Below are 23865 nucleotides of genomic sequence, written 5' to 3' on the forward strand. Positions count from 1 at the left end.
GACGCGCCGCAAGGATGCGCGGCCCGGCGAGATCCTCGACGCGGCGCTCGAGCTGTTCGTCGCGCGCGGCTTCGCCGCCACCAAGGTCGAGGACATCGCCCGCGCCGCCGGCGTGACCGCCGGCACCATCTACCGCTACTACGCCAACAAGGAAGACATGCTCAAGGCGGTCATCCAGGAGTCGTACGAGCGGACCTATCTCGAGGGCGACCAGCTGTTCGCCCAGTTCCGCGGTACCGGCCCCGAGTTGCTGGCCGAGGTGATCCGCGCCTGGTGGCGGCTGGTCGGCTCGACCCGCCTGAGCGGCCTGCCCAAGCTGATGATCGCCGAGGCCGCCAACTTCCCCGAGCTGGCCCAGTTCCACCGCGAGGCGGTGATCGAGCGCGGCGAGGGCTATATCGCGCGGGCGATCGAATACGGCATCGCGCGCGGCGAATTCCGCCCGTTGCCGGTCGACATCGCCGTCAAGGTGGTCTGCGCGCCGGTGGTGATGGCCATGATCTGGCGCCACGCGCCGCTGCCATGCAACGCCGGCGATCTCGATATCGAGCGCTACCTCGACGAAGTGATCCATACATTGATTCAAGGCCTGGCCGTCCGACCGGCCGGGTCCAACCCGGAGAGATAAATATGATGCGCAGTACCCTGAGCCTGACCCTGCTGGCGGCGGCCCTGCTGACCGCCTGCGGCAAGACCGAGGCGCAGCACGAGGACGTGCGGCCGGTCCGTACCACGCTGGCCAAACCCGACGGCCTGGCGGTCGGCGCCAGCTATTCGGGCGAGATCCGCGCCCGCCGCGAGGCGCAACTGGGCTTCCGCGTGCCCGGCCAGGTGGTCGAGCGCTACGTCGAGCTCGGCCAGCGGGTGAAGGCCGGCCAGCCGCTGCTGCGCATCGACGGCAAGGACGCCGCGCTGCAGCAGGCGGCGGCCAGGAGCCAGTTCGACAAGGCGCGGATGGACCACGAACGCGCGGTGCAGCTGCGCAGCCAGGGCTTCGTCAGCCAGGCCAACGTCGACGCGGCCAAGGTGGCGCTCGACGCCGCCCGCGCGCAATACAGCCTGAGCAGCAACCAGGGCGGCTACACCACGCTGCGCGCCGAGCGCGCCGGCGTGGTGACGGCGCTCACCGCCGAGGTCGGCCAGGTGGTGGCGGCCGGCACGCCGGTGGTGAAGCTGGCCGAGGACGGCGAGCGCGAGGTGCTGGTGAGCGTGCCCGAATCGCGCGTGGGCGAACTGCGTGCCGCCGGCGAGCTCGGCGTGACGCTGTGGGCCGCGCCGGGCAAGCGCTACGCCGCCAAGCTGCGCGAGCTGGCGCCCGACACCGACCCGGTGACGCGCACCTACGCCGCGCGCATCACCGTGCTCGATCCGGACGAGGCGCTGGGCCTGGGCATGACTGCCAACGTGTTGCTGCCGGGCCAGGCCGGCGAGACCGGCTTCCACCTGCCGCTGACCGCGATCTACGACCAGACCGGCCAGCCGCGCGTGTGGGTGGTCGACCCGAAGGAGAGCCGCGTGCACGCCCGGCCGGTGCGGCTGGCCGCGGTGCGCAACGACGTGGTGCTGGTGGCGGCCGGGATCAAGGCCGGCGAGACGGTGGTGACCGCCGGCGCGCATCTGCTGCATGAAAACCAGAAGGTGCGGGTGGCGGAAAGCCAACTCGCCCGCCAGTGAGCCTGGGGGCGGTGGTGGCTTCTGCTCTGAATCAATCCTGGTACCGGCCCCGGCAAAGCCGGGTGCTTGCGGCCAGCTTGAACTCGACCACCGGCTCACCCTGATTAATCCCGACTCCCCCGCCCTCGCCCCAGCGAGGGAGCCTCGCTGCGCTCGATGGCACGTTCGCCACGGGTCAGCGCATAAGAAGGAGGCCGCGCGATGCGCGATTTCAACCTGTCCGACTGGGCGCTCAAGCACCAGCAGCTGGTGCTGTATTTCATCGTGATCTTCATGCTGGCCGGCGTGTTCGCCTACACCCGGCTGGGCCAGAAGGAAGACCCCGAGTTCACCTTCAAGGCGATGGTGATCCAGACCTACTGGCCCGGTGCCAGCGCCAAGGATATGGAGCTGCAGGTCACCGACAAGCAGGAGAAGAAGCTGCAGGAGATGGCCGAGATCGAGTACGTGCGCTCGTATTCGAAGGCCGGCGAGAACCAGCTGCTGATCAACCTCAAGGAAGGCGTGCCGCCCAAGCAGGTGCCCGAGCTGTGGTACCAGGTCCGCAAGAAGATGTCGGACATCCGCCATACGCTGCCGGCCGGCGTGCAGGGGCCGTTCTTCAACGACGAGTTCGGCGACACCTTCGGCAATCTCTACGCCTTCACCAGCGACGGCTTCGGCTACGCCGAGCTCAAGCGCTACGTCGACGCGGTGCGCGCCGAGCTCTTGCGCGTGCCCGACGTCAACAAGGTCGACTACGTCGGCGTGCAGGACGAGAAGATCTACGTCGAGACCAGCAACGCCAAGCTGGCCTCGCTCGGCATCGACCCGCAGCTGGTGTTCCAGACGCTGCAGGCGACCAACGCGGTGGTGCCGGCCGGCGTGGTCGAGACCGGCAGCGAGCGCGTCGCGCTGCGCGTGACCGGCGAGTTCGACTCGGTCGAGGCGATCCGCAACATCGGCATCCGCGCCAATGGCCGCTCGCTGCGGCTCGGCGACGTCGCCCGCGTCTATCGCGGCTACACCGATCCGACCGCCATGAAGCTGCGCCACAACGGCCAGGAGGCGATCGGCCTGGCGGTCAGCATGAGAAAGGGCGGCGACGTCATCAAGCTCGGGGAGGCGCTCGACGCCACCATGAGGCGCGTCAAGGCCGAGCTGCCGGTCGGCATCGAGGCGCACGCGGTGTCGGACCAGCCCAAGGTGGTCAAGGATTCGATCAAGGAATTCGTCAAGAGCCTGGCCGAGGCGGTGGTGATCGTGCTGGCGGTCAGCTTCCTGTCGCTGGGCCTGCGCACCGGCCTGGTGGTCGCGCTGTCGATCCCGCTGGTACTGGCGATGACCTTCCTGGTCATGTACGCCTTCGGCCTCGACCTGCAACGCATCTCGCTCGGCGCGCTGATCATCGCGCTGGGCCTCCTGGTCGATGACGCGATCATCGCGGTCGAGATGATGGCGCTCAAGCTCGAGCAGGGCTGGGACCGCGTGCGCGCGGCCACCTATGCCTACACCAGCACCGCCTTCCCGATGCTGACCGGCACGCTGATCACCGCCGCCGGCTTCATGCCGGTCGGCCTGGCGAAGTCCAACGCCGGCGAATACACCGTGTCGATCTTCCAGGTGGTCGGCATCTCGCTGATCCTGAGCTGGGTGGTGGCGGTGCTGTTCACGCCCTACCTGGGCTACAAGCTCCTGCCCGAAATGGCCCATCACGGCGACGAGGACGCGGTCTACCACAAGCCCTTCTACCAGCGCTTCCGCCGGCTGGTGAGCTGGTGCCTCGAATACCGCAAGACGGTGATCCTGATCACGGTGGTGCTGTTCGTGGTCGCGGCCGGCCTGTTCAAGTTCGTGCCCAAGCAGTTCTTCCCGGCCTCCAACCGGCCCGAGCTGATGGTCGACGTCTGGCTGCCGCAGGCCTCGACCTATGCCCAGACCGAGCAGCAGGTGAAGGCGCTCGAGGCACGCCTCAAGCGCGAGCCGGACGTCGTCGGCGTGACCAGCTACGTCGGCAACGGCAGCCCGCGCTTCTACCTGCCGCTGGAGCAGCAGCTGCCCAACCTGAACTTCGGCCAGCTGATGGTGATGACCAAGAACGAGCACGTGCGCGACACGGTGCTGGTCAAGATCCAGGGCTGGTTCGAACGCGACTTCCCGCTGGTGCGCGGCCGGGTGACGCGGCTGGAGAACGGTCCGCCGGTCGGCTACCCGGTGCAGTTCCGGGTATCGGGCCCCGACGAGGCCAGGCTCAAGCCGGTGGCCGAGCAGGTGGCGGCCATCATGCGGGCCAACCCGCACATCCGCCACGTCAACACCGACTGGAGCGAGCGGGTCAAGGTGATGCGGCTCGAAGTCGACCAGGACAAGGCGCGCGCGCTCGGCATGACCTCGCAACAACTGAGCGTGGCCCTGCAGAACTCGCTCAGCGGCGTGACGGTGACGCAGTACCGCGAGCACGACCGCACCATCGACGTGGTGGCGCGGCTGGACCGGCCCGAGCGTACCGACCTCAACAACCTCAAGGACGCCAAGGTCTACCTGCCCGGCGGCCGCTTCGTGCCGGTGAGCCAGATCGCCCACCTCAAGCTCGAGAGCGAGGAGAGCATCATCTGGCGGCGCAACCGCATGCCGACCATCTCGGTGCGCGCCGACGTCGAAGGCGCCCAGGCGCCCGACGTGACCATGGCGCTGTGGCCGAAGATCCAGGAGGTGCGCGCCAAGCTGCCGATCGGCTACGAGATCGAGATCGGCGGCTCGCAGGAATCGAGCGTCAAGGGCCAGAGCTCGATCATGGCGGTGATGCCGCTGATGCTGCTGACGGTGATGACGCTGCTGATGTTCCAGCTGCAGAACATCTCCAAGATGCTGCTGGTGCTGCTGACCGCACCGCTGGGCATGATCGGGGTGGCGGCCATCCTGCTGCTGTTCCAGGTGCCGTTCGGCTTCGTCGCCCAGCTCGGCGTGATCGCGCTGGCCGGCATGATCATGCGCAACTCGGTGATCCTGGTCGACCAGATCGACCAGCACGTCAAGGAAGGCGAACACATCTGGCACGCGATCGTCGAATCGGCGGTGCGGCGCTTCAGGCCGATCATGCTGACCGCCGCGGCGGCCATCCTGGCGATGATCCCGCTGACGCGCTCGACCTTCTGGGGGCCGATGGCCTGGTCGATCATGGGCGGGCTGTTCGTGGCGACGCTGCTCACCCTGCTGTTCCTGCCGGCGCTGTATGCGGCCTGGTACCGGGTGCGCAAGCCGCTGGATGCTTGAGCCTTCCGTGTCGGCCGAGGTGTGGGTGCCGGCCCCGGCGAAGCCGGGGCTTGGCTGGCGGAGATGGGTTCGGCGGGCGCGGCTTGCGCTGATCGACTCCTACTCCCCCGCCCTCGCCGCCGCGAGGGTGCCTCGCTGGCGCTCGTCGCGTATCTTTCGAGCGCAAGTGGCGGGTACGGTCGGATCAGGTTATCGCCAGTCACATCTAACGATCTGTAAATGACTGTATCCATTCACCGGGCGATTTACGCAGCGCGCAAAACTGACCTAGAATTCATTAATTATCCAAGTTAAAATACTGCACGGTATGTTTGTCTCGTGCGCCCATTCCAGAGGACCCACCATGTTCCCATCCGCCCGCCGCGCCCTGTCGCTGGCCATCGCGCTCGCCGTCGGCTCCTCGGCGTTCGCGGCCGATCTGCTCTCGGTCTACCAGGAAGCCAAGAAGTACGACGCCACCTACGCCGCGGCCGAGGCCGCCTTGCGCGCGGGGCAGGAGAAATCGGCCCAGGGCCGCTCGCTGTGGCTGCCCAAGGTGCAGCTGCAGAGCGGCTACAGCCACGCGACGCAGGATACCGACTATGGCCGCAACAACGTCCTGCTGCAGGACAGCGACCGCAGCGGCAACAGCTACAACTACACCGTCAGCGCCAGCCAGCCGATCTACCGCGCCGACGCGAGCGTGGGCAAGGTCCAGCTCGACGAGCAGGCGCGGCTGGCCGAGGTGAGCTTCGCCTCGGCCCAGCAGAACCTGATCCTGCGCGTGGCGCAGGCCTACTTCGACGTGCTCTACGCCCAGGACAACCTCGAATTCGTCCGCTCGCAGAAGGACGCGGTGTCGCAGCAGCTGGCGCAGGCCAAGAAGAGCTTCGAGGTCGGCGTCGCCACCATCACCGACACCCACGAAGCGCAGGCCAAGTACGACGCCATCGTCGCCAGCGAGATCGCCGCCGAGAACGACCTCTTGGTCAAGCAGAACGCCTTCCTGCAGCTGACCGGCGTGCCGGCCGAGGGCCTGTCGATGCTGCCGGCCAAGATGGCCGCCACGCCGCCGAGCCCGAACGACGTCAACGCCTGGCTGCGCGACGCCGAGCAGAAGAGCCTGGCGATCGACGCCCAGCGCGGCCAGCTGGCCATCGCCGAGGCCGAGATCGACAAGTACCGCCTGCTGCGCCAGCCGACGCTGGACCTGGTGGCGCAATACGGCACCGACTACAAGAAGAACGGCCTGACCGCGGCCGGCGGCACCGACAAGACCACCAGTTCGGCGATCGGCGTGCAGCTGAACATTCCGATCTACACCGGCGGCGCCACCAGCTCGCGGCTGCGCGAAGCGATCGCGCTGCGCGACAAGGCCCAGCACGAGCTCGAAGCGACCCGGCGCGACACCGCCCAGACCACCAAGCAGGCCTTCCTCGGCGTGCAGGCCGGCGCGGCGCAGATCCGTGCGCTCGAGCAGGCGCTGGTGTCGTCGCAGAGCTCGCTCGATTCGACCAAGCTCGGCCGCGAAGTCGGCGTGCGCACGACGCTCGACCTCCTGAACGCGCAGCAGCAGTACTACTCGACCAAGCGCGACCTGGCGCTGGCCCGCTACAACTACCTGCTGAACCAGCTCAAGCTGTCGGCCGCCGTCGGCGAGCTCGGCCAGCCGAACCTGGAGGCGGTCAACGCCCAGCTGGCGCGCTGATCCGGCGCGATCGCCCGCCCATGACAAAGGCCGCCAATTGGCGGCCTTTGTCTTTTCGGAGGAACGGCGATCCGGGGTCGGATCGCCGCGCCGATCACTCCCGTTCGAACAGGTTCGACAGCCCGCCGAGCACCGAGCCCTGCTCGCCGCCCTGGCTGCCGCCCACGCGCGAGGCGCCGACGATGCGGTTGGCCAGCCGCGCCAGCGGCAGCGACTGCAGCCAGACCTTGCCCGGCCCGCGCAGGTTGGCGAAGAACAGCCCCTCGCCGCCGAACAGCGCGCTCTTCACGTTGCCGACGAACTGGATGTCGAAATCGACGTTCGCGGTGAAGGCCACCACGCAGCCGGTGTCGACGCGCAGCGATTCGCCGGGCCGGAGCGTCTTCTCGATCACCGCGCCACCGGCGTGGATGAAGGCCAGTCCGTCGCCTTCGAGCTTCTGCAGGATGAACCCTTCGCCGCCGAAGAAACCGGCGCCGAGCTTCTTCTGGAAGGCGATGCCGAGCGACACGCCCTTGGCTGCGCACAGGAAGGAATCCTTCTGCGCCAGCAGCGTGCCGCCGAGCTCGGACAGGTGCACCGGGATGATCTTGCCCGGGTAGGCCGCGCCGAAGGCGACCTTCTTCTTGCCTGAGCCCTGGTTGACGAACACCGTGGTGAACAGCGATTCGCCGGTCAAGAGGCGCTTGCCGGCGCCCATCAGCTTGCCCATGAAGCCGCTCTGCTGGGCCGAGCCGTCACCGAAGATGGTATCCATCTGGATACCGTCTTCCATGTAGAACATCGTGCCGGCCTCGCCGACGGCGGCCTCGCCCGGGTCGAGCTCGATCTCGACGAACTGCATGTCGTCGCCGAACACCTGATAGTCGATCACATCCATGGTCATTGCAGTTCTCCTTTGTCTACGTGCTTATGCGGCCGCGGTAGCGGCCTGTTCGAGGGGATACGGGGGAATACGGGACGGAGCGCGGCTCAGGCCGGCGCGTCGGTCTCGCCCCAGCGCGCCATCAGCTGGTGCGGCACGCCGAGCTGGTCGAGCACGCGCGCGACCACGAAGTCGACCAGCGCCTCGACCGAGCGGGGGTGGTGGTAGAAGCCCGGATTGGCCGGCAGCACGCAGACGCCGAGCCGCGCCAGCTTCAGCATGTTTTCCAGGTGCAGCGCCGAGAACGGCGTCTCGCGCGGCACGATCACCAGCTTCTTCGCTTCCTTGATGGCGACGTCGGCGGCGCGCTCGATCAGGTTGTCGCTCATGCCGGCGGCGATCGCGGCCAGCGTGCCCATGGTGCAGGGACAGATCACCATCGCGTCGGCCGGGTTGGAGCCCGAGGCGACCGGCGCGAACCATTCCTCGCGGCCGAATACCCTGAGCCGCGTGCCGTCGACGCCGTGGCGCGCCTGCAGCAGCGCCTCGACCTCCTTGGCGCGCGAGGGCCAGGTCTCGCCGATCTCCTGGCGGATCACCACCTGGGCGGCCTGCGAATACAGCAGGTAGACGCGCACCCCGGCCGCCAGCAGGCATTCGAGCAGGCGCAGGCCGTAGGGCATGCCGGAGGCGCCGGTCAGCGCCAGGGTCACGGTCGCGGCCGTCATTCGGTCGAGCCCTCGCGATGGCGCACCAGCACCTGGCGCTCGGCGGCGAAATGGGCGGCCAGCTTCTCGGCCAGCCAGACCGAGCGGTGCTGGCCGCCGGTGCAGCCGATCGCCACCGTGACGTAGCTGCGGTTGTCGTGATCGAAGGCCGGCAGCCAGCGCTGCAGATAGTCGCGGATGTCGGCGTACATGTGCAGCGCGGCCGGCTCGGCCTCGAGGAAGCGCACCACCGGCAGGTCGCGGCCGGTCTGGCCGCGCAGGCTGGGGTCGTAGTAGGGATTGGGCAGGCAGCGCACGTCGAACACGAAGTCGGCGTCGAGCGGCAGGCCGTGCTTGAAGCCGAACGATTCGAAGATCAGCGTCAGCCGCGACTGGTCGAGCGCCAGCCAGTGGCGTACCCAGCCGCGCAGGCCGTTGGCGCTGAGGTCGCTGGTGTCGACGCGGTGAGCCATGCCGGCCACCGTGGCCAGCAGCTCGCGCTCCATGATCATGCACTCGGTGACCGTCAGCTCGGGGTAGAGCACCGACAAGGGATGCTTGCGCCGGGTCTCGGAGAAGCGCTTGAGCAGCGCCTCGTTCTTGGCTTCGAGGAACAGCACGCGGACGTCGAGCTGGCGCGCCTTGAGGTCGGTCACGCAGTCGGGCAGCGCCGGCAGGCTGTGCACGCCGCGGATGTCGACGCTGATGCCGACGCGCTTGTGCGCCTCCGACTGCAACAGCTCGACCGTCTCGGCCAGCAGCGCGGCCGGCAGGTTGTCGATGCAGAAATAGCCGAGGTCCTCGAGCAGCTTGAGCGCGACGCTCTTGCCCGAGCCCGACAGGCCCGAGATCAGCACGATCTGCATGGCGCTGTGCGGCATCGCTATTCCCCCGATTCCATGAAGCGCTGGTGGCGCTCGATGAACTCGCGCGTCGAATCGATGCCGCGCAGCTGCAGGATGTAGTTGCGCACCGCGGCCTCGACCAGCACCGCGAGGTTGCGGCCGGCGGCGACCGGCAGCACCACCTTGCGGATCGCCACGTCGAGCACCGCCTGGGTCGCCGCCTGCATCTGCAGCCGGTCGAGCGGGGTGACCGATTCGGACTGCTTGGTCAGGTGGATGATCAGCTTGAGGTTCTTGCGCGGCCGCACCGCGGTCTCGCCGAAGATGGTGCGGATGTTCAGCACGCCGAGGCCGCGCACCTCGAGGAAGTCGCGCAGGAGCGGCGGGCAGCGGCCTTCGAGCGTATCGGGCGCGATGCGGTAGAGCTCGACCACGTCGTCGGCGACCAGGCCGTGGCCGCGCGAGATCAGCTCCAGCGCCAGCTCGCTCTTGCCCATCGCGCTTTCCCCGGTGATCAGCACGCCGACCTCGAGCACGTCGAGGAATACGCCGTGCAGATTGGTCGACACCGCCAGCGCCTTGGCCAGGTAGAAGCGCAGCACGTCCATCAGGTAGGGCGACTGCTCGGGCGAGGTCAGGAGCGGCACGTGGGCGCGCTCGCAGGCCTCGCGCAGGATCTCGGGCGTGGCCTGGCCGTTGGCCACGATCATGGCGGCCATGTCGGTGCTGAACAGGTGGTCGAGCGACTTGCGCAGCGCGGCCGGCTCGACCTGCTGCAGGTAGGCGATCTCGGCGAGGCCGAGCACCTGGATGCGGTTGGGGTGGACGAAGTTGAGGTGGCCGACCAGCGCATGGGCGGGCTTCTGGGTGTCGGCGTCGTTGGACAGCAGGTTGTTGGCACCGCTCTGGCCGGCGAGCCAGGTCAGCCGCAGCTTCTCGGCGTTGTCGATGAACAGCTGGCGGACGGTGATTTGCGGCATGGCGTCGGTTTCGGGGGCGGTGTGCGCCTGCCGCCCCGGGGTGGAACGGGCGCGGGCAGGAGACAGGGCTGGTAACGGTACGCCGGCGGCCGCGCCAAGGGCGCAGAGCGGGCGGTTCGACTGCATAGCATACTATGCCGTACGCCTTCCACCGCGTGCGGGTGACGCAGCCGGAATGCGCCCCGGGGCGCGCCGCCGCTCAGCCTTGCCAACTGGTCAGCAGGCGGTGCACTTCTTCGGCGGTCGGAGCGCTGGCGAGGCTTTCGCGCAGCTTCTTGTCGCTGAACAGCTGGGCGAGCTCGGACAGGATCTGCAGATGCAGGTCGGTCGCCTGTTCCGGCACCAGCAGGGCGAAGGCGAGGTGGACCGGCTTGCCGTCGGGCGCTTCGAACGGGATCGGCTGCTTGAGCCGCACGAACACGCCGACCGCTTCCTTCAGCCCCTTGATGCGGCCGTGCGGGATGGCGACGCCCTGGCCGATGCCGGTCGAACCGAGCTTCTCGCGCGCGAACAGCGCGTCGAAGATGGCGCTGCGGGCGATGCCATGGCTGTTCTCGAACAGCAGGCCGGCCTGTTCGAACAGGCGCTTCTTGCTGGTCAGGTCGAGGTCGAGAAAGACGTTGGCCGGCGGCAGGATGGAGGCGATCAGGGCCATGGCAGAGAGATGGGTTCGGCGCCGGCGGCGCGGAGAGGCCGCCATTGTACGCCGGCCAGAGGGCGCGACAAGGAGCGCTTGCTCGCCGGCAGTCCCGTTGCGGTGAAATCGATCGGCATGCGGTTCAGACCGCTCCGGCAGGCATGGATTCCCGCCTTCGCGCGCCGGCGGTCACGCAAAAGAAAAGCGGGAACGGTGTCCCTGTACCGTTCCCGCGCCCTCGCGTGCGATTAGGTGTGCTGCAAGTCCGCTCACGCGGCGGGCTGTTCGCTCTCCTGGTACTTCAACGGTTCGGCGTGACGGTCGCCGTAGCGCTTTTCCTTGTGCTTGAGGACCTGTCGATCGAGCTTGTCCGCGACCAGGTCGATGGCGGCATACATGTCGGGCTCGCAGGCCTCGACGTGGATGTCCTTGCCTCGCAGGTGGACGTTGACCTCGACCTTCTGCTGCAGCTTGTCGACCGACAGGGTGACGTTCATGTCGATGACGTGGTCGAAGTGGCGCGTCACGCGTTCCAGCTTGGTTTCCACGTAGTCGCGGATGGCCGGGGTGACGTCGAGATGGTGCCCACTGATGGTCAGGTTCATACAACTCTCCTTGTGCTGAAGGATGCCGCCGGGCCGACGCCCGGACTGCGGGAGTCGGTGGCGGCTATAGGGACTTTCTTTGGTTCACGGGAGGGATTTGCAAGGCTTCACGGTATTTGGCGACGGTACGGCGGGCGACGTTGATGCCCTGCTTGCCGAGCACGTCGGCGATCGTGCTGTCGCTCAACGGCTTCTTGCCGTCTTCGTTCTGGATCAGCTGCTTGATCAGCGCCTTGATGGCGATGGCCGAGCATTCGCCGCCGGAGTCGGTCTCGACGTGGCTGCCGAAGAAATACTTGAACTCGTAGATGCCGCGCGGCGTGAGCATGTACTTCTGGGTGGTCACGCGCGAGATGGTCGATTCATGCAGGTCGAGCTCCTCGGCGATGTCGCGCAGCACCAGCGGGCGCATGGCGACCTCGCCGTGCTCGAAGAAGCGCTGCTGTTTCTCGACGATGGCCTGGGCGACGCGGAGGATGGTTTCGAAGCGCTGCTGGACGTTCTTGATCAGCCACTTGGCCTCCTGCAACTGGCCCGACAGGCCGGCTCCGTTTTCGCGGTGTTGTCGCAGGATGTTGGCGTACAACTGGTTCACCTTGAGCTTGGGCATCGCGGCTTCGTTGAGCTGAACCGTCCAGCCCTGCCGCTGCTTCTTGACCACCACGTCGGCCACGACGTAGCGGGTGTCGGTCGCGCCGAACGCGGCACCGGGGCGAGGGTTGAGACGCTGGATCAGCGTCTGCGCCGCCTTCAGTTCCTCGTCGTCGCATTTGAGCGTCTTCTTGAGCCTACTGTAGTCCTTGTTCGCCAATAAATCGAGGCAGTCGGCGACCACCGTGCAGGCCAGCGCGCAGGCCGCTTCGTCGGCATGGAACTGCTTGAGCTGCAGGGTCAGGCAATCACCCAGGTTGACCGCGCCGACGCCGGCGGGTTCCAGCTGGCGGATCAATTGCCAGGCGACCTGCAATTCCTCGAGCTCGATCTCGAGCTCCTCCCGCAGTGATTCCGGGATCAGCTCGAAGATTTCTTCGAGCGGGGTGGTCAGGTAGCCGTCGTCGTCGAGCGCGTCGATCACCAGGGTGGCGACCGCGTGGTCGCGCTGGCTGATCGGCAGCAGGCCGAGCTGCTCGAGCAGGTGCTCGCGCAGCGTGAACACGCGGGCGACGTTGGCATGCGGGTCGAACTCGTCGTCGTCCTCGCGCTGGCGGCCGCCGCCGGCGGCCTCGCTCCAGTAGTTGTCGCCGAGCGCGTCGTCGAAGTCGAAGTCGGGCTCGCCGGCCGGCGCGTCCTCGGCCGCCGCCGGCGGCGCCTCGGCCGTCGGCGCGGCGTAGTCGGCCGGGCCTTCGGCCGGCGCGCCGTCCTCGCGGACCGCGTGGGTCTCGGGCTCACCCTCGTCCTCGCGCTCGAGCATCGGGTTGTCCTGCAGGAATCGTTCGATCTCCTGGTTCAGATCGAGCGTGGACAGCTGCAGCAGCTTGATCGACTGCTGCAGTTGCGGCGTCAGCGTGAGGGACTGGGAGAGCTTGAGCTGGAGGGATGGTTTCATGCCGGTCTTTGGGTGCGCGGCTCAGAGTTTGAAATGCTCGCCGAGATAGACCCGGCGCACATTGTCGTTATAGACGATCTCCTCGGCAGTCCCCGAGGCGAGCACGCTGCCCTCGTTGATGATGTAGGCGCGATCGCAGATGCCGAGCGTCTCGCGCACGTTGTGGTCGGTGATCAGCACGCCGATCTGGCGCTGCTTGAGGAAGCGGATGATCTTCTGGATGTCCATCACCGCGATCGGATCGACGCCGGCGAACGGCTCGTCGAGCAGGATGAAGCGCGGCTTGGCCGCCAGCGCGCGGGCGATCTCGCAGCGGCGCCGTTCGCCGCCCGACAGCGACAGCGCCGAGCTGTCGCGCAGGTGGGCGATGTTCAGTTCGCGCAGCAGTTCGTCGAGCTGGCGTTCGACCGCATCGGCGTTCGGTTCGTGCAGTTCGAGGATGGCGCGCACGTTCTCGGCCACCGTCATGCGGCGGAAGATCGACGCTTCCTGCGGCAGGTAGCCCAGGCCCAGGCGCGCGCGCTCGTGGATCGGGCGGTGGGTGACGTCGGCGTCGTCGAGGAAGATCTTGCCGCCGTTGAGGGCGACCAGGCCGACGATCATGTAGAAGCTGGTGGTCTTGCCGGCGCCGTTGGGGCCGAGCAGGCCGACCACCTCGCCGGCGTCGACGTGCAGCGAGACGTCGCGGACGACGGTACGGGCCTTGTAGCGCTTTTGCAGGTGCTGGGCGGATAAACGGGCGGTCATGGCTTGGCGGGCGTCTCGGTCTTCTTCTTGGGCTGGATGACGATCTTGACCTGGCCCTGCGGCGCGTCGCCCGTGGCGGCCGGCGCATGCGGGCCGCCTTCGGCGTGGTAGACCTCGGTGTTGGTGTTGTACACGATGGTGCTGCCGGTGAATTCGTCCTCGCCGCGCTTGAGCCAGGCGTTGCCGCTGAGCTTCACGTCGCCGCTCTTGCTGTCGTAGTCGACCCGGTCGCCGTGCGCGTCGAGCCAGGTGTTCTGGCCTTCCATCTTCTGGCGGAACTTGACCGGCCGGCCTTCGGCGCGGACCAGCTGGCTGCCGTCGGAACGGTTCAGCTGGTTGGCGCGGTCGGCGTCCACCACCATCGTGCCCTGGGTGATATGGACGCGACCGGTCAGCACGTGTTCCCCGGTCTTTTCGTTCATGCCGGCCTGGTCGGCCCGGATCACGATTTCCTTGTCGCGATCGGCCAGTTCGGCGTGGCCGCTGCCGGCGAGCAGCAGCAGCGTAGCGGCCAGCCAGGGCCTAGCGTTTGGGCGGCGCATAGCGGATGTTCACTTTCGAGCGCAGGTTGAGTTGGGTGCTGTTGTTGTCGTAGTCGAAACCGACGGCGTTGGCCTGGTAGCCGGGCGAATCGAGCTGGGTCGGCGCGTCGGAGGCGGCCTGGCCGCGCGCGGTGTCGAGCGAAAGGCGGCTGGTGTGCAGCACCAGCGGGCCGGTCTGGCCCGCCGCCTCGCGATGCATCACCACGTCGCGCTCGAACCAGATCTTGTCGCCGTCGTCGGTCACCCGCGCGGTGCTGGCGTCGACCGTCAGCGTCGGTTCGCTCGGCAGCGTGCGCACCAGCCGGGCCTGCGAGAACTCGAGGCGCTCGTCGGCCGGGAAGTGGCGCATCTCGCGCGCAGTCAGCGTGTAGAGCGGCTTGCCGTCGTTGCCGAAGCCGGTGGCGGCGAAGCGCGAGATGATCAGGTCGGGGTCGCGGTTGGCCGCCACCGGCGAGAAGTAGGGCAGCTCGGTCGCCCGGTCGAGCAGCAGCGCCAGCCCGGCCAGGAGGCCGAGCAACAGCAGGGGGAAGGCGCGCGCGGCGCGGTCGGGCAACAGGCTCATCGCAGGTAAGGCGCCAATTGGGCCTCGAGGGTTCCCTGCGCCTGCATGACGACTTCGCAGGCTTCGCGCACCGCGCCGTGGCCGCCGCGGGCGCCGGTCACGTAATGCGCGTGCTGGCGTACCAGCGTCGGCGAATCGGGCACCGCCACCGCGAAGGCGACGCGGCGCATCACCGGCAGGTCGACCACGTCGTCGCCCATGTAGCCGCAGTCCTCGGGCTTGAAGCCGGTCTCGGCCAGCAGGGCCTGGAACGAGGCGAGCTTGTCGTGCGCGCCCTGCACCAGGTGGTCGATGCCGAGGTTGCGGGCGCGGTGCTCGACCAGCCGCGAAGTACGGCCGGTGAGGATGGCGAGCTGCACGCCCGAGGCGCGCAGCATCTTGAGGCCGTGGCCGTCGAGCGAGTTGAAGGCCTTCAGTTCTTCGCCGGCGTCGGTGTAGTAGAGACCGCCGTCGGTCATGACGCCGTCGACGTCGAAGATCATCAGGCGTACCGGTTGTGCGCGTTCAAGCACCTTGCATCCTTTGCATCGTGTGCGGTCGCCCGTGGGCGCCGCGGGTATCGAGGTTCAGACCACGCCGGCCTGCAGCAGGTCGTGCATGCGGATCGCACCGGCCAGCCGGCCCTGGTCGAGCACCAGCAGCACGTAGACCTTGAGCGCTTCCATCTGCTGCACGGCCTCGACCGCCAGGCGGTCGGCGTCGATGGTCTTGGGATTGCGGGTCATCACGGCGCCGATGGCGGCGGTCTTGAGGTCGACGTCGCGGTCCATCGCGCGGCGCAGGTCGCCGTCGGTGAACACGCCGGTCAGCTGGCCGGCGGCGTCGACCACCGCGGTCAGGCCCAGGCCCTTGCGGGTGATCTCGAACAGCGCGTCCTTCACGCTGGCCGACTCGGCCACCACCGGCAGCGCATCGCCGTGATGCATCACGTCGCGCACGTGGACCAGCAGCTTGCGGCCCAGGCTGCCGCCCGGGTGCGACAGCGCGAAGTCGTCGCGGCCGAAGCCGCGCGACTCGAGCAGGCAGACCGCCAGCGCGTCGCCCAGCGCCAGCGCGGCGGTGGTGCTGGCGGTCGGCGCCAGGTTCAGCGGGCAGGCTTCCTTGGCGACGCGGGCGTCGAGGTGCACGTCGGCGGCACGGCCCAGCGTCGACTGCGGATTGCCGGTCATGGCGACGATCTTGGTGCCCTTGCGCTTGATGGCGGGCAGCAGCGACACCAGTTCGTCGCTCTCGCCCGAGTTCGACAGCGCGAGCACCACGTCGTCGGCGGTGATCATGCCGAGGTCGCCGTGGGCGGCTTCGGCCGGGTGCATGAAGAACGACGGGGTGCCGGTGGAGGCCAGCGTGGCGGCGAGCTTGCGGCCGATATGGCCGGACTTGCCGATGCCGGCCACCACCACGCGGCCGCGGCAGGCCAGCATCAGCGCGTGGGCGGCGGCGAAGGTGGCGTCGAGCCGGTCGGCCACTGCGCGGATCGCGTCGGCCTCGATGGTCAGCACCTCGCGGGCCAGTGCCAGCAGGCCGTCTTCGGTTTGCGTGCGGATGGATTTCATGAAGGGATGAGGGCGGGATTCACAAGCGCGAAGTATAAGGGATGCGCCGATCCCTCGTCCCGCCGGGCAAGCCCGACGCGGCTCCGTATAATCCAGCCATCGTCCCCCGTCCGCGCGCCATGCACCACGCCCTCGAAACCGTCCTGATCCTGCTCGCGGCCGCCGTCGCGGTGGTCACGCTATGCCGCCGCGCCCAACTGCCGGCCATGCTGGGCTACCTGCTGGTCGGCATCGCGATCGGCCCGCATGCGCTGGGCCTGATCGCCTCCCGGGCGAAGCCGAAGGGCTGGCCGAATACGGCGTGGTGTTCCTGATGTTCAGCCTTGGCCTCGAGTTCAGCCTGCCCAAGCTCCTGGCCATGCGTGCCACGGTGTTCGGCCTCGGTTCGGCCCAGGTCGGCAGCGCGATGGCGGTGGTGCTGCTCGGCGCGCTGGCCTGCGGCCTGCCGTGGCAGGCCGGCGTCGCGCTCGGCGGCGTGCTGGCGATGTCGTCCACCGCCATCGTCACCCGCCTCCTGGCCGAACGCGTCGAGGTCAATGCCTCGCACGGCCAGAGCGCGATCGGCGTGCTGCTGTTCCAGGATCTGGCGGTGGTGCCGCTGCTGATCATCCTGCCGGTGCTGGGCCAGGCCGGCGGCGACCTGTGGCTGGCGCTGGGCTGGGCCGCGATCAAGATCGCGGTGGTGCTCGGCGCGCTGCTGTACTTCGGGCCGCGCCTGCTGCGGCCGCTGTTTCACCTGGTGGCCAAGGGGCGCTCGGGCGAGCTGTTCGTGCTCAATGTGCTGCTGGTCACGCTCGGCATCGCCTGGGCTACCGCGCTGGCCGGCCTGAGCCTGGCGCTCGGCGCCTTCCTGGCCGGCATGCTGATCGCCGAGACCGAGTACCGCCACCAGGTGGAGGAAGACATCCGGCCGTTCCGCGACCTGCTGCTCGGCCTGTTCTTCATCACCGTCGGCATGCGGCTGGACTTGGCTGCGGTGTGGCGCGAGCTGTTCGCGGTGCTGCTGGTGTTCCTCTTTCTGGTCGTCGGCAAGACCCTGCTGGTAGGCGGACTGACCCGCGCCTTCGGCCGCAGCGCCGGCACCGCGGTGCGTACCGCCCTGGCGCTCGGGCAGGGCGGCGAATTCGGTTTCGTGCTGCTGACGCTGGCGGCCGGCTCGGGCGTGCTGCCCGACACTGCCGAGCAGGTGGCGCTGGCGGCCATCCTGCTGTCGATGTTGGCTGCGCCGTTCATGATCCAGCAGTCGGACGCCATCGTGCGCCGCTTCATCGCCTCGGACTGGATGCTGCAGGCGATGCGGCTGACCCAGCTGGCCGCGCGCACCATGGCGACCTCGGACCATGTGATCCTGTGCGGCTACGGCCGCAGCGGCCAGGCCCTGGCGCGGGTGCTGCAGCAGGAAGAGATCGCGATCTACGCGCTCGACCTCGACCCCGAGCGGGTCAAGGAAGCGGCCGCGGCTGGCGAGCAGGTCTCCTTCGGCGACGCCACCCGGCGCGAGGTGCTGATGTCGGCCGGCCTCGCACGCGCACGCGCGCTGATCGTCACCTATGACCACACGCCGAGCGCGCTGAAGATCCTGCACGTGGTGCGCGAGGTGCGGCCGGACCTGCCGGTCATCGTGCGCACCTGGGACGACAGCGATATCGAGCGGCTGCGCCAGGCCGGCGCCGACGAGGTGGTGGCCGAGATCATGGAGGGCAGCCTGATGCTGGCCTCGCACGCCATGATGCTGCTCGGCATTCCGCTCAACCGGGTGCTGCGCCATATCCGCGACGCGCGCGAAGAGCGCTACAGCCTGTTCCGCGGCTTCTTCCGCGGCGCGACCGACGACAGCCTGGAAGAGCAGCTGCAGCCGCGCCTGCACTCGGTCCAGCTCGACGCCGGCGCGGCCGCGATCGGGCTGCGCATGGATCAGCTCGAGCTGGCCGACGACGGCGGCGTGACGGTCAAGAGCCTGCGCCGCGGCGGCCGCCGGCTCGACGAGCCGCAGGCCGACGAAGTGCTGGCGGCCGGCGACGTGGTGGTGCTGCTCGGTGCGCCCGCGCTGATCGCCAAGGCCGAACGGCGGCTGCTCAAGGGGGAGTGAGCGGCGCAGTGGGCATCGGCATGGCCTGTGGATCGCCGCGACTTGGTTCCTGCCGTCGATTTTTCCCTTGCGCATGGCTCCGCGTTCGCTGTTTGTAGGAACGGCTTCAGCCGCAAACACCGAGGGCCGCGTCCAGCCCGTTCCTGGCGAAAGCAGCGGACGCTGTTTGTTCCAGTCGATATTTGCTTCTCGCTGCATTTCGCTGCGTACCAATCGTCTCCCTGCGCGTACTTTGTAGGAGCGGCCGCCTGCCGCGCCAGGTCGGCTTGCCCCGTTCGCAGCTGAGGCCGCTCCTGCTGCGTTCCGCCGCGTCATCCGACTTGAAGGGCCTCGCCGATCGGCTGGCGCCTGGGCCCGCAGGCACTGGCCGCGCTCAGGCCGTCCGGCACACCGAATACTGGCTGTCCTCCGAGTAGCTCGTCGGCAAGGTCGCGGCGGCCGCGGTCGGCGCCGCATTGCCGTTGCCGGCCATGGCGCGGACGCTGCCGGTATTGGGCTGGCCGTCGTCGAGCTGCACGTCGATCGCTGCCGCGGCTTTGCCCGGTACGCTGCCCATGCACAGCACGGCGCCGCCGAGGCCGTAGACCTCGGTGGTGATGCCGGTGAGGCCGCCGAAGGCGTTGCGCGGCAGCGAGGTGATGCCGGCGTCGGCCGGATTGCCGCTGATCAGGCCGGCGGCGCGCAGATGGCGGAAGTAGTTGTCGTTCTCGCCGCCGCCGCTGAAGGTCTGCGCCGCCGTGATATTGAGCACGCCGTCGTTGTTGCCCGCCGGGATCGCCGCCCAGATCGCGCCGCGCGCCTGCACCGCGGCGGCCGGGCCGTCGTCCCCCGGCATGCGGCGATAGCGGTCGCGATAGGCGCTGGTCGCGGCCGTGATGCCGTTCAGGTCGTTGACCGCGTTCTTGACCTTGCCGCTCTCGATCATTTCCTGCCCCTTGAGCACGCCGCCGAGCAGAAGGCCGATGATGACCAGCACGATGGCGATCTCGATCAGCGTGAAGCCGGCCGCGCGACATGGTGTTGCGATACGGCGATGGGATCTTGCTTGTGGTGTTTGCATGGTCCGCCCCTCCTAGGCGAATGCTCGAATTTGAGCCGGAGCTGGTTAGCAACCGATGTGCCTGCAAGCGTGGCGCAGCGGGGCCGGGTCGATCCGCCGGTCGCGACGGCGGTGCAACGGATCGATCTGTCGAGATGTCGACAACTTCGACGAGAGTTCGACAATCGTTGATGCAACGCTGCCATGGCCGCGTGCGCGACCTGGTGCCGACCGCGGGGCCGGTCGGTGGTCTGGATTGGCGATGGGAATGGAGTGTCCGGCCGGGGTGGCTCGACCGGTCGGGCGAGGGAATAGGTGCGCCCGGGCCGCTGCCTGACTGGTCCAGGGCTGGAGATGAAATGCCGAGAAGGGCCGTGGTGGCCGTCAGGGAAGCTGTCCGGCCATCACCATCCGGTTGTAGAGGATCACCGGTGGAAGCCAGACCAGCTGGTCGTCGAAGCGATTGCCGGCCGTTTCGCGGGGCTCGTGCGCGACGAAATCGGCATCGCCGTCGAGATTGGCCGCCTCGTCGATACCGTTCGCACCCGGCCCTTCGGCGCCGGTCGACAGCAGGACGGCCACCAGGCCCTTGCCCTGGATATCGCTGCAGGCAAGGTCGCTGCATACGCGCAGGCCGGTGAACGGCATGCCCAGCCCGGCCTGGCGCATGCCTTCCGCGGTCGAGAACCGATGGCTGCCGTGATCGCTGGCCAGCGCGTAGCGGATCGGCCGATCCCAGCCATCGGTGTAATGCGCCTCGGCGTCGAGGCGGTCGAGCCCGAGCGTCCGACCGGGCAGCAGGCCGTCGTTGCCGGCGCAGTGGCCGCCGCCGCCCGGTACTTCGTCGCCGTGGCTCGACGCGGTAGCCGGGCAGGGCAGGCGGCCCTGGCTGACGGCAAAGCCCAGCAGCGCCTCGCGCGCCAGCTCGAGACGCGAACGGGTGAGATCGGCCCGGCGCTGCGCGATCTGCTGCGGCAGCGTAGTCATCAATCCGCCGAGCAGCAGGCCGACGACGACCAGCACGATGGCGGCCTCGGTCAGGGTGAATCCGGATGCGTGGCGGATGCGCATGGTCGACTCCTCTTTCAGCAGACTTTGTCCCGTCCCAGTCGCAGCGAGCCGTCGCGCAATTGCAGCGTGAACAGGCTGGCGCAACCCTCGATGCTCAGTTCGGCCTGGCCTGCGTCGATGCGGCGGTAGCGCATCGCCCGGAACCAGCCTTGCGGATCGGCGGGATCGTCCCAGGCCGGCCATGGCGATGGGCCGGCCTGCAGCAGGCCCGCGCAGCCTTCGCCGTTGCCCGCGGGCAGCATGCCGAACACCGCCGCCGGCCAGGCGGGATCGCAGCGAAGCATCGCGTCGGCCGGGTCGGCTGGATCGGGCAGGGCGCCGCCATGTGCGGCGGCATGCGCTGCGACGATCGCGCGCAGCGACTGCATCGTGCGCAGCACGAGGCGGTCTAGATAAGCGTCGCGGCTCAGGTAGCGGATCCGGTCGTTGAAGCCGGCCGACCGTGGCGCCAGTACATAGGTATTGGTCGCCCCGGCATGATCGACCACCGGGCCGCAGGGGGCGGGCAGCGTGATCGCGTCGAGGAACTGGCGTGCAGCCGGCGCCGCGCCGCCGCGCCGTTGCTCGCCGAGCGGCGCGCCGGGCGCGATGATGACCAGGGCGGCCCGGTCGGCCAGGATCTGGCCGTCTGCACCGCATACGCGCAGCCAGTGTGGATCGGCAGCCGTGGATCGAAGCGCGGCCGGCGTCAGGAAGCGGTGGCCGGCGACGATGTCGGCGTAGTCGGCGAAGACCCGGTTGTCGATCACGTTGCGCGACACCGCCAGCCACAGTCGGCTGCCGCTGGCGTCGAACGGCGGCGTGCCGACGTCGTCGGTGCGCGCGGTGTTGTCCGTCCTGCCTTCGCAATTGCTGTTGCCCGCCGATTCAGGCTCGCCGCGCCAAGGCAGCATGCCGATGCGCAGCAGGTTGTTGTCGAGGTCGGTAACGACGCAATCGGATTGGCCGTCGTAGTCGCCGTCGTTGGCGCGATCGGTATAAGGCATCAGGCCCGGTGGCGCCCGCTGGGTGTCCGGGCGAGCCATCGACCAGGCCAGCAGCGCCTCCTGCGCATCGGCGAGCGCCTGATTGGTGGCGTCGTCGTCGAGCCGCGGCGGCGCATGGGCGCCGACGATCAGCGCCAGCATGGCGGCCATCGTCATGAAGAGGAAGATCAGCAGCGCGAGGCCGTTTTGCCGATACGGAACAAGGGGATGGATGAGCATGCCCATCGCTCAAGCAACGTTGATGCCGGAGGTGGGCGAAAGTATTTTGAAAAAAGTTGCACGAGGTGTTTGACAGGTGGGGCGACCCTCTCCATAATGCGCGGCTCTCACGGAGGGGTTCCCGAGCGGTCAAAGGGATCAGACTGTAAATCTGACGGCTCTGCCTTCGAAGGTTCGAATCCTTCCCCCTCCACCAAATTCAGTAGTAGGTAGCGTCCGCGGTGGCTGTGTTGGCCGCGTGTAAGTGGTTCGAAGCCTGTCGTGCGGGTGTAGCTCAATGGTAGAGCAGAAGCCTTCCAAGCTTACGACGAGGGTTCGATTCCCTTCACCCGCTCCATCTGGTTTGTTGTGTGGAAGCCCATGTAGCTCAGGGGTAGAGCACTCCCTTGGTAAGGGAGAGGTCGGCAGTTCGAATCTGCCCATGGGCACCAGCACCAACGCTTGATCCGTCTTTATCGCAATCAAGGAATCCATCATGGCTAAGGAAAAGTTCGAGCGGACCAAACCGCACGTAAACGTCGGCACCATCGGCCACGTTGACCACGGCAAGACCACCCTGACGGCTGCCATCACCACGATCCTGTCGAAGAAGTTCGGCGGCGAAGCCAAGGGCTACGACCAGATCGACAGCGCGCCGGAAGAAAAGGCCCGCGGCATCACCATCAACACCGCGCACGTCGAGTACGAGACCGAAAACCGTCACTACGCGCACGTCGACTGCCCCGGCCACGCCGACTACGTCAAGAACATGATCACCGGTGCCGCCCAGATGGACGGCGCGATCCTGGTGGTGTCCTCGGCCGACGGCCCGATGCCGCAAACCCGCGAGCACATCCTGCTGGCTCGCCAGGTGGGCGTGCCCTACATCATCGTGTTCATGAACAAGGCCGACATGGTCGACGACGCCGAGCTGCTCGAGCTGGTCGAAATGGAAGTCCGTGAACTGCTGAGCAAGTACGACTTCCCGGGCGACGATCTGCCCATCGTCAAGGGTTCGGCGCTGAAGGCGCTGGAAGGCGACCAGTCGGAAATCGGCGAGCCGGCGATCTTCGCCCTGGCCGCTGCGCTGGACAGCTACATCCCGACGCCGGAGCGTGCTGTCGACGGTGCCTTCCTGATGCCGGTGGAAGACGTGTTCTCGATCTCGGGTCGCGGTACCGTGGTGACCGGTCGCGTCGAGCGCGGCATCGTCAAGGTCGGCGAAGAAATCGAAATCGTGGGCCTGAAGCCCACGGTCAAGACCACCTGCACCGGCGTGGAAATGTTCCGCAAGCTGCTGGACCAAGGTCAGGCTGGCGACAACATCGGCGCGCTGCTGCGCGGCACCAAGCGTGAAGACGTCGAGCGCGGCCAGGTTCTGGCCAAGCCGGGTTCGATCACTCCGCACACCAAGTTCTCGGGTTCGGTCTACGTGCTGAGCAAGGACGAAGGCGGCCGCCACACCCCGTTCTTCAACGGCTACCGTCCGCAGTTCTACTTCCGTACCACCGACGTGACCGGTGCGGTCGAGCTGCCGGCCGGTACCGAAATGGTGATGCCGGGCGACAACGTCGAAGTGGTCGTGTCGCTGATCGCTCCGATCGCCATGGAACAAGGTCTGCGCTTCGCGATCCGTGAAGGCGGCCGTACCGTTGGCGCCGGCGTCGTCGCCAAGATCATCGAGTAATTGGAATGACCGGCCGCGAAGCGTGAGTTTCGCGGCCGTTGCAAGTACAGGCGAGTAGCTCAATTGGCAGAGCACCGGTCTCCAAAACCGGGGGTTGGGGGTTCGAGACCCTCCTCGCCTGCCAAAGATCAAGTGTTGTCGGCGTTGATCAAGGCAGCCGTTTTCCGGTAGGGAAACGGCTATCTTTTATTTTTCGGGCATCGAGCCAAGTCATGGAAAACCAGGACAAATTGAAGCTGGGTGCGGCGCTGCTGCTGGTTGCGGCGGGTGTGGCCGGTTTCTATCTGCTGCCGGCGGATCAGAATGCATTGCGCGTGGCGGCCGTCGTGGCCGGCGTGCTGCTGGCTGCGGCCGTGATCTGGTTCTCGGCTCCGGGTCGCCAGTTCGTCGATTACGCGCGCGATTCGGTCAAAGAGGCCGAGAAGGTGGTCTGGCCGACCAAGAAGGAAACCTGGCAGATCACTGGCGTGGTCTTCCTGTTCGCCTTCGTGCTGGCCTTGTTCATGTGGCTGGTCGATTCCGGTCTGACCTGGTTGTTCTACGACGTGCTGCTCAAGCGCGGCTGATCGACCACTCGGAGAGAGCTAGATGGC

At 67.8% G+C, this 23865-nt stretch carries 23 protein-coding genes, 4 tRNA genes and 1 pseudogene; 13 read left to right on the forward strand and 15 right to left on the reverse strand.

Features of this window, described 5'->3' with window-relative positions:
* Positions 1 to 52: 52 nt before the first annotated feature.
* The 5 genes and pseudogenes from H9L41_RS25435 to H9L41_RS02070 all read left to right on the forward strand — a co-directional run.
* A pseudogene (locus H9L41_RS25435) lies at positions 53 to 112 on the forward strand (hypothetical protein); the annotation flags it as partial.
* Complete coding sequence (locus tag H9L41_RS02055; RefSeq protein ID WP_265583924.1) at positions 113 to 628, forward strand: TetR-like C-terminal domain-containing protein; 516 nt, start codon at positions 113 to 115, stop codon at positions 626 to 628. It begins immediately after the preceding pseudogene.
* A 2-nt stretch (positions 629 to 630) separates the two neighbouring features.
* The gene (locus tag H9L41_RS02060) at positions 631 to 1674 is read left to right on the forward strand and encodes an efflux RND transporter periplasmic adaptor subunit (protein WP_245589189.1); all 1044 of its coding nucleotides are present in this window, start codon (positions 631 to 633) and stop codon (positions 1672 to 1674) included.
* 201 nt (positions 1675 to 1875) lie between these two features.
* Positions 1876 to 4926: an efflux RND transporter permease subunit gene (locus tag H9L41_RS02065; protein ID WP_028445886.1), complete on the forward strand. Its 3051-nt coding sequence runs from the start codon at positions 1876 to 1878 to the stop codon at positions 4924 to 4926.
* A 343-nt stretch (positions 4927 to 5269) separates the two neighbouring features.
* The gene (locus tag H9L41_RS02070; protein WP_028445887.1) at positions 5270 to 6613 is read left to right on the forward strand and encodes a TolC family outer membrane protein; all 1344 of its coding nucleotides are present in this window, start codon (positions 5270 to 5272) and stop codon (positions 6611 to 6613) included.
* Between the two features lie 94 nt (positions 6614 to 6707).
* Here the strand turns inward: H9L41_RS02070 and H9L41_RS02075 are convergent, their stop codons facing one another.
* The 12 genes from H9L41_RS02075 to H9L41_RS02130 all read right to left on the reverse strand — a co-directional run bounded on the left by H9L41_RS02075 (position 6708) and on the right by H9L41_RS02130 (position 16202).
* Positions 6708 to 7499 carry a TIGR00266 family protein gene (locus tag H9L41_RS02075; RefSeq protein WP_028445888.1) on the reverse strand — a complete coding sequence of 264 codons (792 nt, stop codon included), beginning with the start codon at positions 7497 to 7499 and terminating at the stop codon, positions 6708 to 6710.
* An 86-nt stretch (positions 7500 to 7585) separates the two neighbouring features.
* Positions 7586 to 8206 carry a flavin prenyltransferase UbiX gene (locus H9L41_RS02080; protein ID WP_028445889.1) on the reverse strand — a complete coding sequence of 207 codons (621 nt, stop codon included), beginning with the start codon at positions 8204 to 8206 and terminating at the stop codon, positions 7586 to 7588.
* On the reverse strand, positions 8203 to 9051 hold the full coding sequence (gene rapZ / locus H9L41_RS02085) for an RNase adapter RapZ (protein ID WP_028445890.1): 849 nt from the start codon (positions 9049 to 9051) through the stop codon (positions 8203 to 8205). The genes H9L41_RS02080 and rapZ overlap by 4 nt, the downstream gene beginning before the upstream one ends.
* Before the next feature lie 17 nt (positions 9052 to 9068).
* The gene (gene hprK, locus H9L41_RS02090) at positions 9069 to 10010 is read right to left on the reverse strand and encodes an HPr(Ser) kinase/phosphatase (protein ID WP_028445891.1); all 942 of its coding nucleotides are present in this window, start codon (positions 10008 to 10010) and stop codon (positions 9069 to 9071) included.
* Between the two features lie 199 nt (positions 10011 to 10209).
* Positions 10210 to 10665 carry a PTS IIA-like nitrogen regulatory protein PtsN gene (gene ptsN, locus H9L41_RS02095; RefSeq protein ID WP_028445892.1) on the reverse strand — a complete coding sequence of 152 codons (456 nt, stop codon included), beginning with the start codon at positions 10663 to 10665 and terminating at the stop codon, positions 10210 to 10212.
* A gap of 251 nt (positions 10666 to 10916) precedes the next feature.
* Complete coding sequence (gene hpf / locus H9L41_RS02100; RefSeq protein WP_028445893.1) at positions 10917 to 11252, reverse strand: ribosome hibernation-promoting factor, HPF/YfiA family; 336 nt, start codon at positions 11250 to 11252, stop codon at positions 10917 to 10919.
* Positions 11253 to 11316: 64 nt separating this feature from the next.
* Positions 11317 to 12798, reverse strand: coding sequence for an RNA polymerase factor sigma-54 (locus H9L41_RS02105; RefSeq protein WP_028445894.1), 1482 nt, complete (start codon positions 12796 to 12798; stop codon positions 11317 to 11319).
* Positions 12799 to 12819: 21 nt separating this feature from the next.
* Entirely contained in the window at positions 12820 to 13545 is a 726-nt protein-coding gene (lptB, locus tag H9L41_RS02110; RefSeq protein ID WP_028445895.1) for an LPS export ABC transporter ATP-binding protein, read from the reverse strand.
* The gene (lptA, locus tag H9L41_RS02115; protein ID WP_028445896.1) at positions 13542 to 14087 is read right to left on the reverse strand and encodes a lipopolysaccharide transport periplasmic protein LptA; all 546 of its coding nucleotides are present in this window, start codon (positions 14085 to 14087) and stop codon (positions 13542 to 13544) included. Before lptA ends, lptB begins: the two co-directional genes overlap by 4 nt.
* Positions 14068 to 14649, reverse strand: a complete 582-nt coding sequence (gene lptC / locus H9L41_RS02120) for an LPS export ABC transporter periplasmic protein LptC (protein ID WP_028445897.1) — start codon at positions 14647 to 14649, stop codon at positions 14068 to 14070. Before lptC ends, lptA begins: the two co-directional genes overlap by 20 nt.
* Complete coding sequence (locus H9L41_RS02125; protein WP_051318934.1) at positions 14646 to 15131, reverse strand: KdsC family phosphatase; 486 nt, start codon at positions 15129 to 15131, stop codon at positions 14646 to 14648. The genes lptC and H9L41_RS02125 overlap by 4 nt, the downstream gene beginning before the upstream one ends.
* 84 nt (positions 15132 to 15215) lie before the next feature.
* On the reverse strand, positions 15216 to 16202 hold the full coding sequence (locus H9L41_RS02130) for a KpsF/GutQ family sugar-phosphate isomerase (RefSeq protein WP_051318935.1): 987 nt from the start codon (positions 16200 to 16202) through the stop codon (positions 15216 to 15218).
* 41 nt (positions 16203 to 16243) lie between these two features.
* On the opposite strand from H9L41_RS02130, the gene H9L41_RS25440 reads away from it, so the two are divergent.
* Together H9L41_RS25440 and H9L41_RS02135 are read left to right on the forward strand one after the other, a co-directional pair.
* Positions 16244 to 16516, forward strand: coding sequence for a cation:proton antiporter (locus H9L41_RS25440; RefSeq protein ID WP_308419571.1), 273 nt, complete (start codon positions 16244 to 16246; stop codon positions 16514 to 16516).
* Positions 16516 to 18291, forward strand: coding sequence for a monovalent cation:proton antiporter family protein (locus H9L41_RS02135; protein WP_308419572.1), 1776 nt, complete (start codon positions 16516 to 16518; stop codon positions 18289 to 18291). Before H9L41_RS25440 ends, H9L41_RS02135 begins: the two co-directional genes overlap by 1 nt.
* A 373-nt stretch (positions 18292 to 18664) precedes the next feature.
* On the opposite strand, the gene H9L41_RS02140 is transcribed toward H9L41_RS02135, so the two are convergent.
* From H9L41_RS02140 to H9L41_RS02150, 3 genes are all read right to left on the reverse strand, one after another.
* Entirely contained in the window at positions 18665 to 19351 is a 687-nt protein-coding gene (locus H9L41_RS02140) for a prepilin-type N-terminal cleavage/methylation domain-containing protein (protein ID WP_051318936.1), read from the reverse strand.
* 363 nt (positions 19352 to 19714) lie between these two features.
* Positions 19715 to 20401: a hypothetical protein gene (locus H9L41_RS02145; protein WP_034606648.1), complete on the reverse strand. Its 687-nt coding sequence runs from the start codon at positions 20399 to 20401 to the stop codon at positions 19715 to 19717.
* 14 nt (positions 20402 to 20415) lie between these two features.
* Positions 20416 to 21606, reverse strand: a complete 1191-nt coding sequence (locus H9L41_RS02150) for a hypothetical protein (protein WP_028445903.1) — start codon at positions 21604 to 21606, stop codon at positions 20416 to 20418.
* Between the two features lie 111 nt (positions 21607 to 21717).
* On the opposite strand from H9L41_RS02150, the gene H9L41_RS02155 reads away from it, so the two are divergent.
* The 6 genes from H9L41_RS02155 to secE all read left to right on the forward strand — a co-directional run bounded on the left by H9L41_RS02155 (position 21718) and on the right by secE (position 23838).
* Positions 21718 to 21802 (forward strand) — tRNA-Tyr (locus H9L41_RS02155).
* Between the two features lie 67 nt (positions 21803 to 21869).
* Positions 21870 to 21943, forward strand: a tRNA-Gly gene (locus H9L41_RS02160).
* Positions 21944 to 21962: 19 nt separating this feature from the next.
* Positions 21963 to 22037: transfer RNA gene (locus tag H9L41_RS02165), tRNA-Thr, on the forward strand.
* A 44-nt stretch (positions 22038 to 22081) separates the two neighbouring features.
* Positions 22082 to 23272 carry an elongation factor Tu gene (tuf, locus tag H9L41_RS02170; protein ID WP_187523660.1) on the forward strand — a complete coding sequence of 397 codons (1191 nt, stop codon included), beginning with the start codon at positions 22082 to 22084 and terminating at the stop codon, positions 23270 to 23272.
* A gap of 48 nt (positions 23273 to 23320) precedes the next feature.
* Positions 23321 to 23396: transfer RNA gene (locus H9L41_RS02175), tRNA-Trp, on the forward strand.
* A gap of 88 nt (positions 23397 to 23484) precedes the next feature.
* On the forward strand, positions 23485 to 23838 hold the full coding sequence (gene secE, locus H9L41_RS02180) for a preprotein translocase subunit SecE (RefSeq protein ID WP_028446299.1): 354 nt from the start codon (positions 23485 to 23487) through the stop codon (positions 23836 to 23838).
* The last annotated feature ends 27 nt before the right edge of the window (positions 23839 to 23865 follow it).

Source organism: Chitinimonas koreensis (assembly GCF_014353015.1).
GTDB classification, from domain to species: Bacteria; Pseudomonadota; Gammaproteobacteria; order Burkholderiales; family Chitinimonadaceae; genus Chitinimonas; species Chitinimonas koreensis.

Excerpts from the sequence above, each read along its gene's own strand:
- H9L41_RS25440 (WP_308419571.1), top strand. The coding sequence starts at position 16,244 with ATGCGCCGATCCCTCGTCCCGCCGGGCAAGCCCGACGCGGCTCCGTAT.
- H9L41_RS02105 (WP_028445894.1), bottom strand. The coding sequence starts at position 12,798 with ATGAAACCATCCCTCCAGCTCAAGCTCTCCCAGTCCCTCACGCTGACG.
- H9L41_RS02140 (WP_051318936.1), bottom strand. The coding sequence starts at position 19,351 with ATGCAAACACCACAAGCAAGATCCCATCGCCGTATCGCAACACCATGT.
- H9L41_RS02130 (WP_051318935.1), bottom strand. The coding sequence starts at position 16,202 with ATGAAATCCATCCGCACGCAAACCGAAGACGGCCTGCTGGCACTGGCC.
- rapZ (WP_028445890.1), bottom strand. The coding sequence starts at position 9,051 with ATGCAGATCGTGCTGATCTCGGGCCTGTCGGGCTCGGGCAAGAGCGTC.
- H9L41_RS02070 (WP_028445887.1), top strand. The coding sequence starts at position 5,270 with ATGTTCCCATCCGCCCGCCGCGCCCTGTCGCTGGCCATCGCGCTCGCC.
- lptC (WP_028445897.1), bottom strand. The coding sequence starts at position 14,649 with ATGAGCCTGTTGCCCGACCGCGCCGCGCGCGCCTTCCCCCTGCTGTTG.
- H9L41_RS02135 (WP_308419572.1), top strand. The coding sequence starts at position 16,516 with ATGTTCAGCCTTGGCCTCGAGTTCAGCCTGCCCAAGCTCCTGGCCATG.
- H9L41_RS02080 (WP_028445889.1), bottom strand. The coding sequence starts at position 8,206 with ATGACGGCCGCGACCGTGACCCTGGCGCTGACCGGCGCCTCCGGCATG.
- lptA (WP_028445896.1), bottom strand. The coding sequence starts at position 14,087 with ATGCGCCGCCCAAACGCTAGGCCCTGGCTGGCCGCTACGCTGCTGCTG.
- H9L41_RS02065 (WP_028445886.1), top strand. The coding sequence starts at position 1,876 with ATGCGCGATTTCAACCTGTCCGACTGGGCGCTCAAGCACCAGCAGCTG.
- H9L41_RS02075 (WP_028445888.1), bottom strand. The coding sequence starts at position 7,499 with ATGACCATGGATGTGATCGACTATCAGGTGTTCGGCGACGACATGCAG.
- hpf (WP_028445893.1), bottom strand. The coding sequence starts at position 11,252 with ATGAACCTGACCATCAGTGGGCACCATCTCGACGTCACCCCGGCCATC.
- H9L41_RS02060 (WP_245589189.1), top strand. The coding sequence starts at position 631 with ATGATGCGCAGTACCCTGAGCCTGACCCTGCTGGCGGCGGCCCTGCTG.
- lptB (WP_028445895.1), bottom strand. The coding sequence starts at position 13,545 with ATGACCGCCCGTTTATCCGCCCAGCACCTGCAAAAGCGCTACAAGGCC.
- H9L41_RS02125 (WP_051318934.1), bottom strand. The coding sequence starts at position 15,131 with ATGATCTTCGACGTCGACGGCGTCATGACCGACGGCGGTCTCTACTAC.
- hprK (WP_028445891.1), bottom strand. The coding sequence starts at position 10,010 with ATGCCGCAAATCACCGTCCGCCAGCTGTTCATCGACAACGCCGAGAAG.
- H9L41_RS02150 (WP_028445903.1), bottom strand. The coding sequence starts at position 21,606 with ATGCTCATCCATCCCCTTGTTCCGTATCGGCAAAACGGCCTCGCGCTG.
- secE (WP_028446299.1), top strand. The coding sequence starts at position 23,485 with ATGGAAAACCAGGACAAATTGAAGCTGGGTGCGGCGCTGCTGCTGGTT.
- tuf (WP_187523660.1), top strand. The coding sequence starts at position 22,082 with ATGGCTAAGGAAAAGTTCGAGCGGACCAAACCGCACGTAAACGTCGGC.
- ptsN (WP_028445892.1), bottom strand. The coding sequence starts at position 10,665 with ATGGCCCTGATCGCCTCCATCCTGCCGCCGGCCAACGTCTTTCTCGAC.
- H9L41_RS02145 (WP_034606648.1), bottom strand. The coding sequence starts at position 20,401 with ATGCGCATCCGCCACGCATCCGGATTCACCCTGACCGAGGCCGCCATC.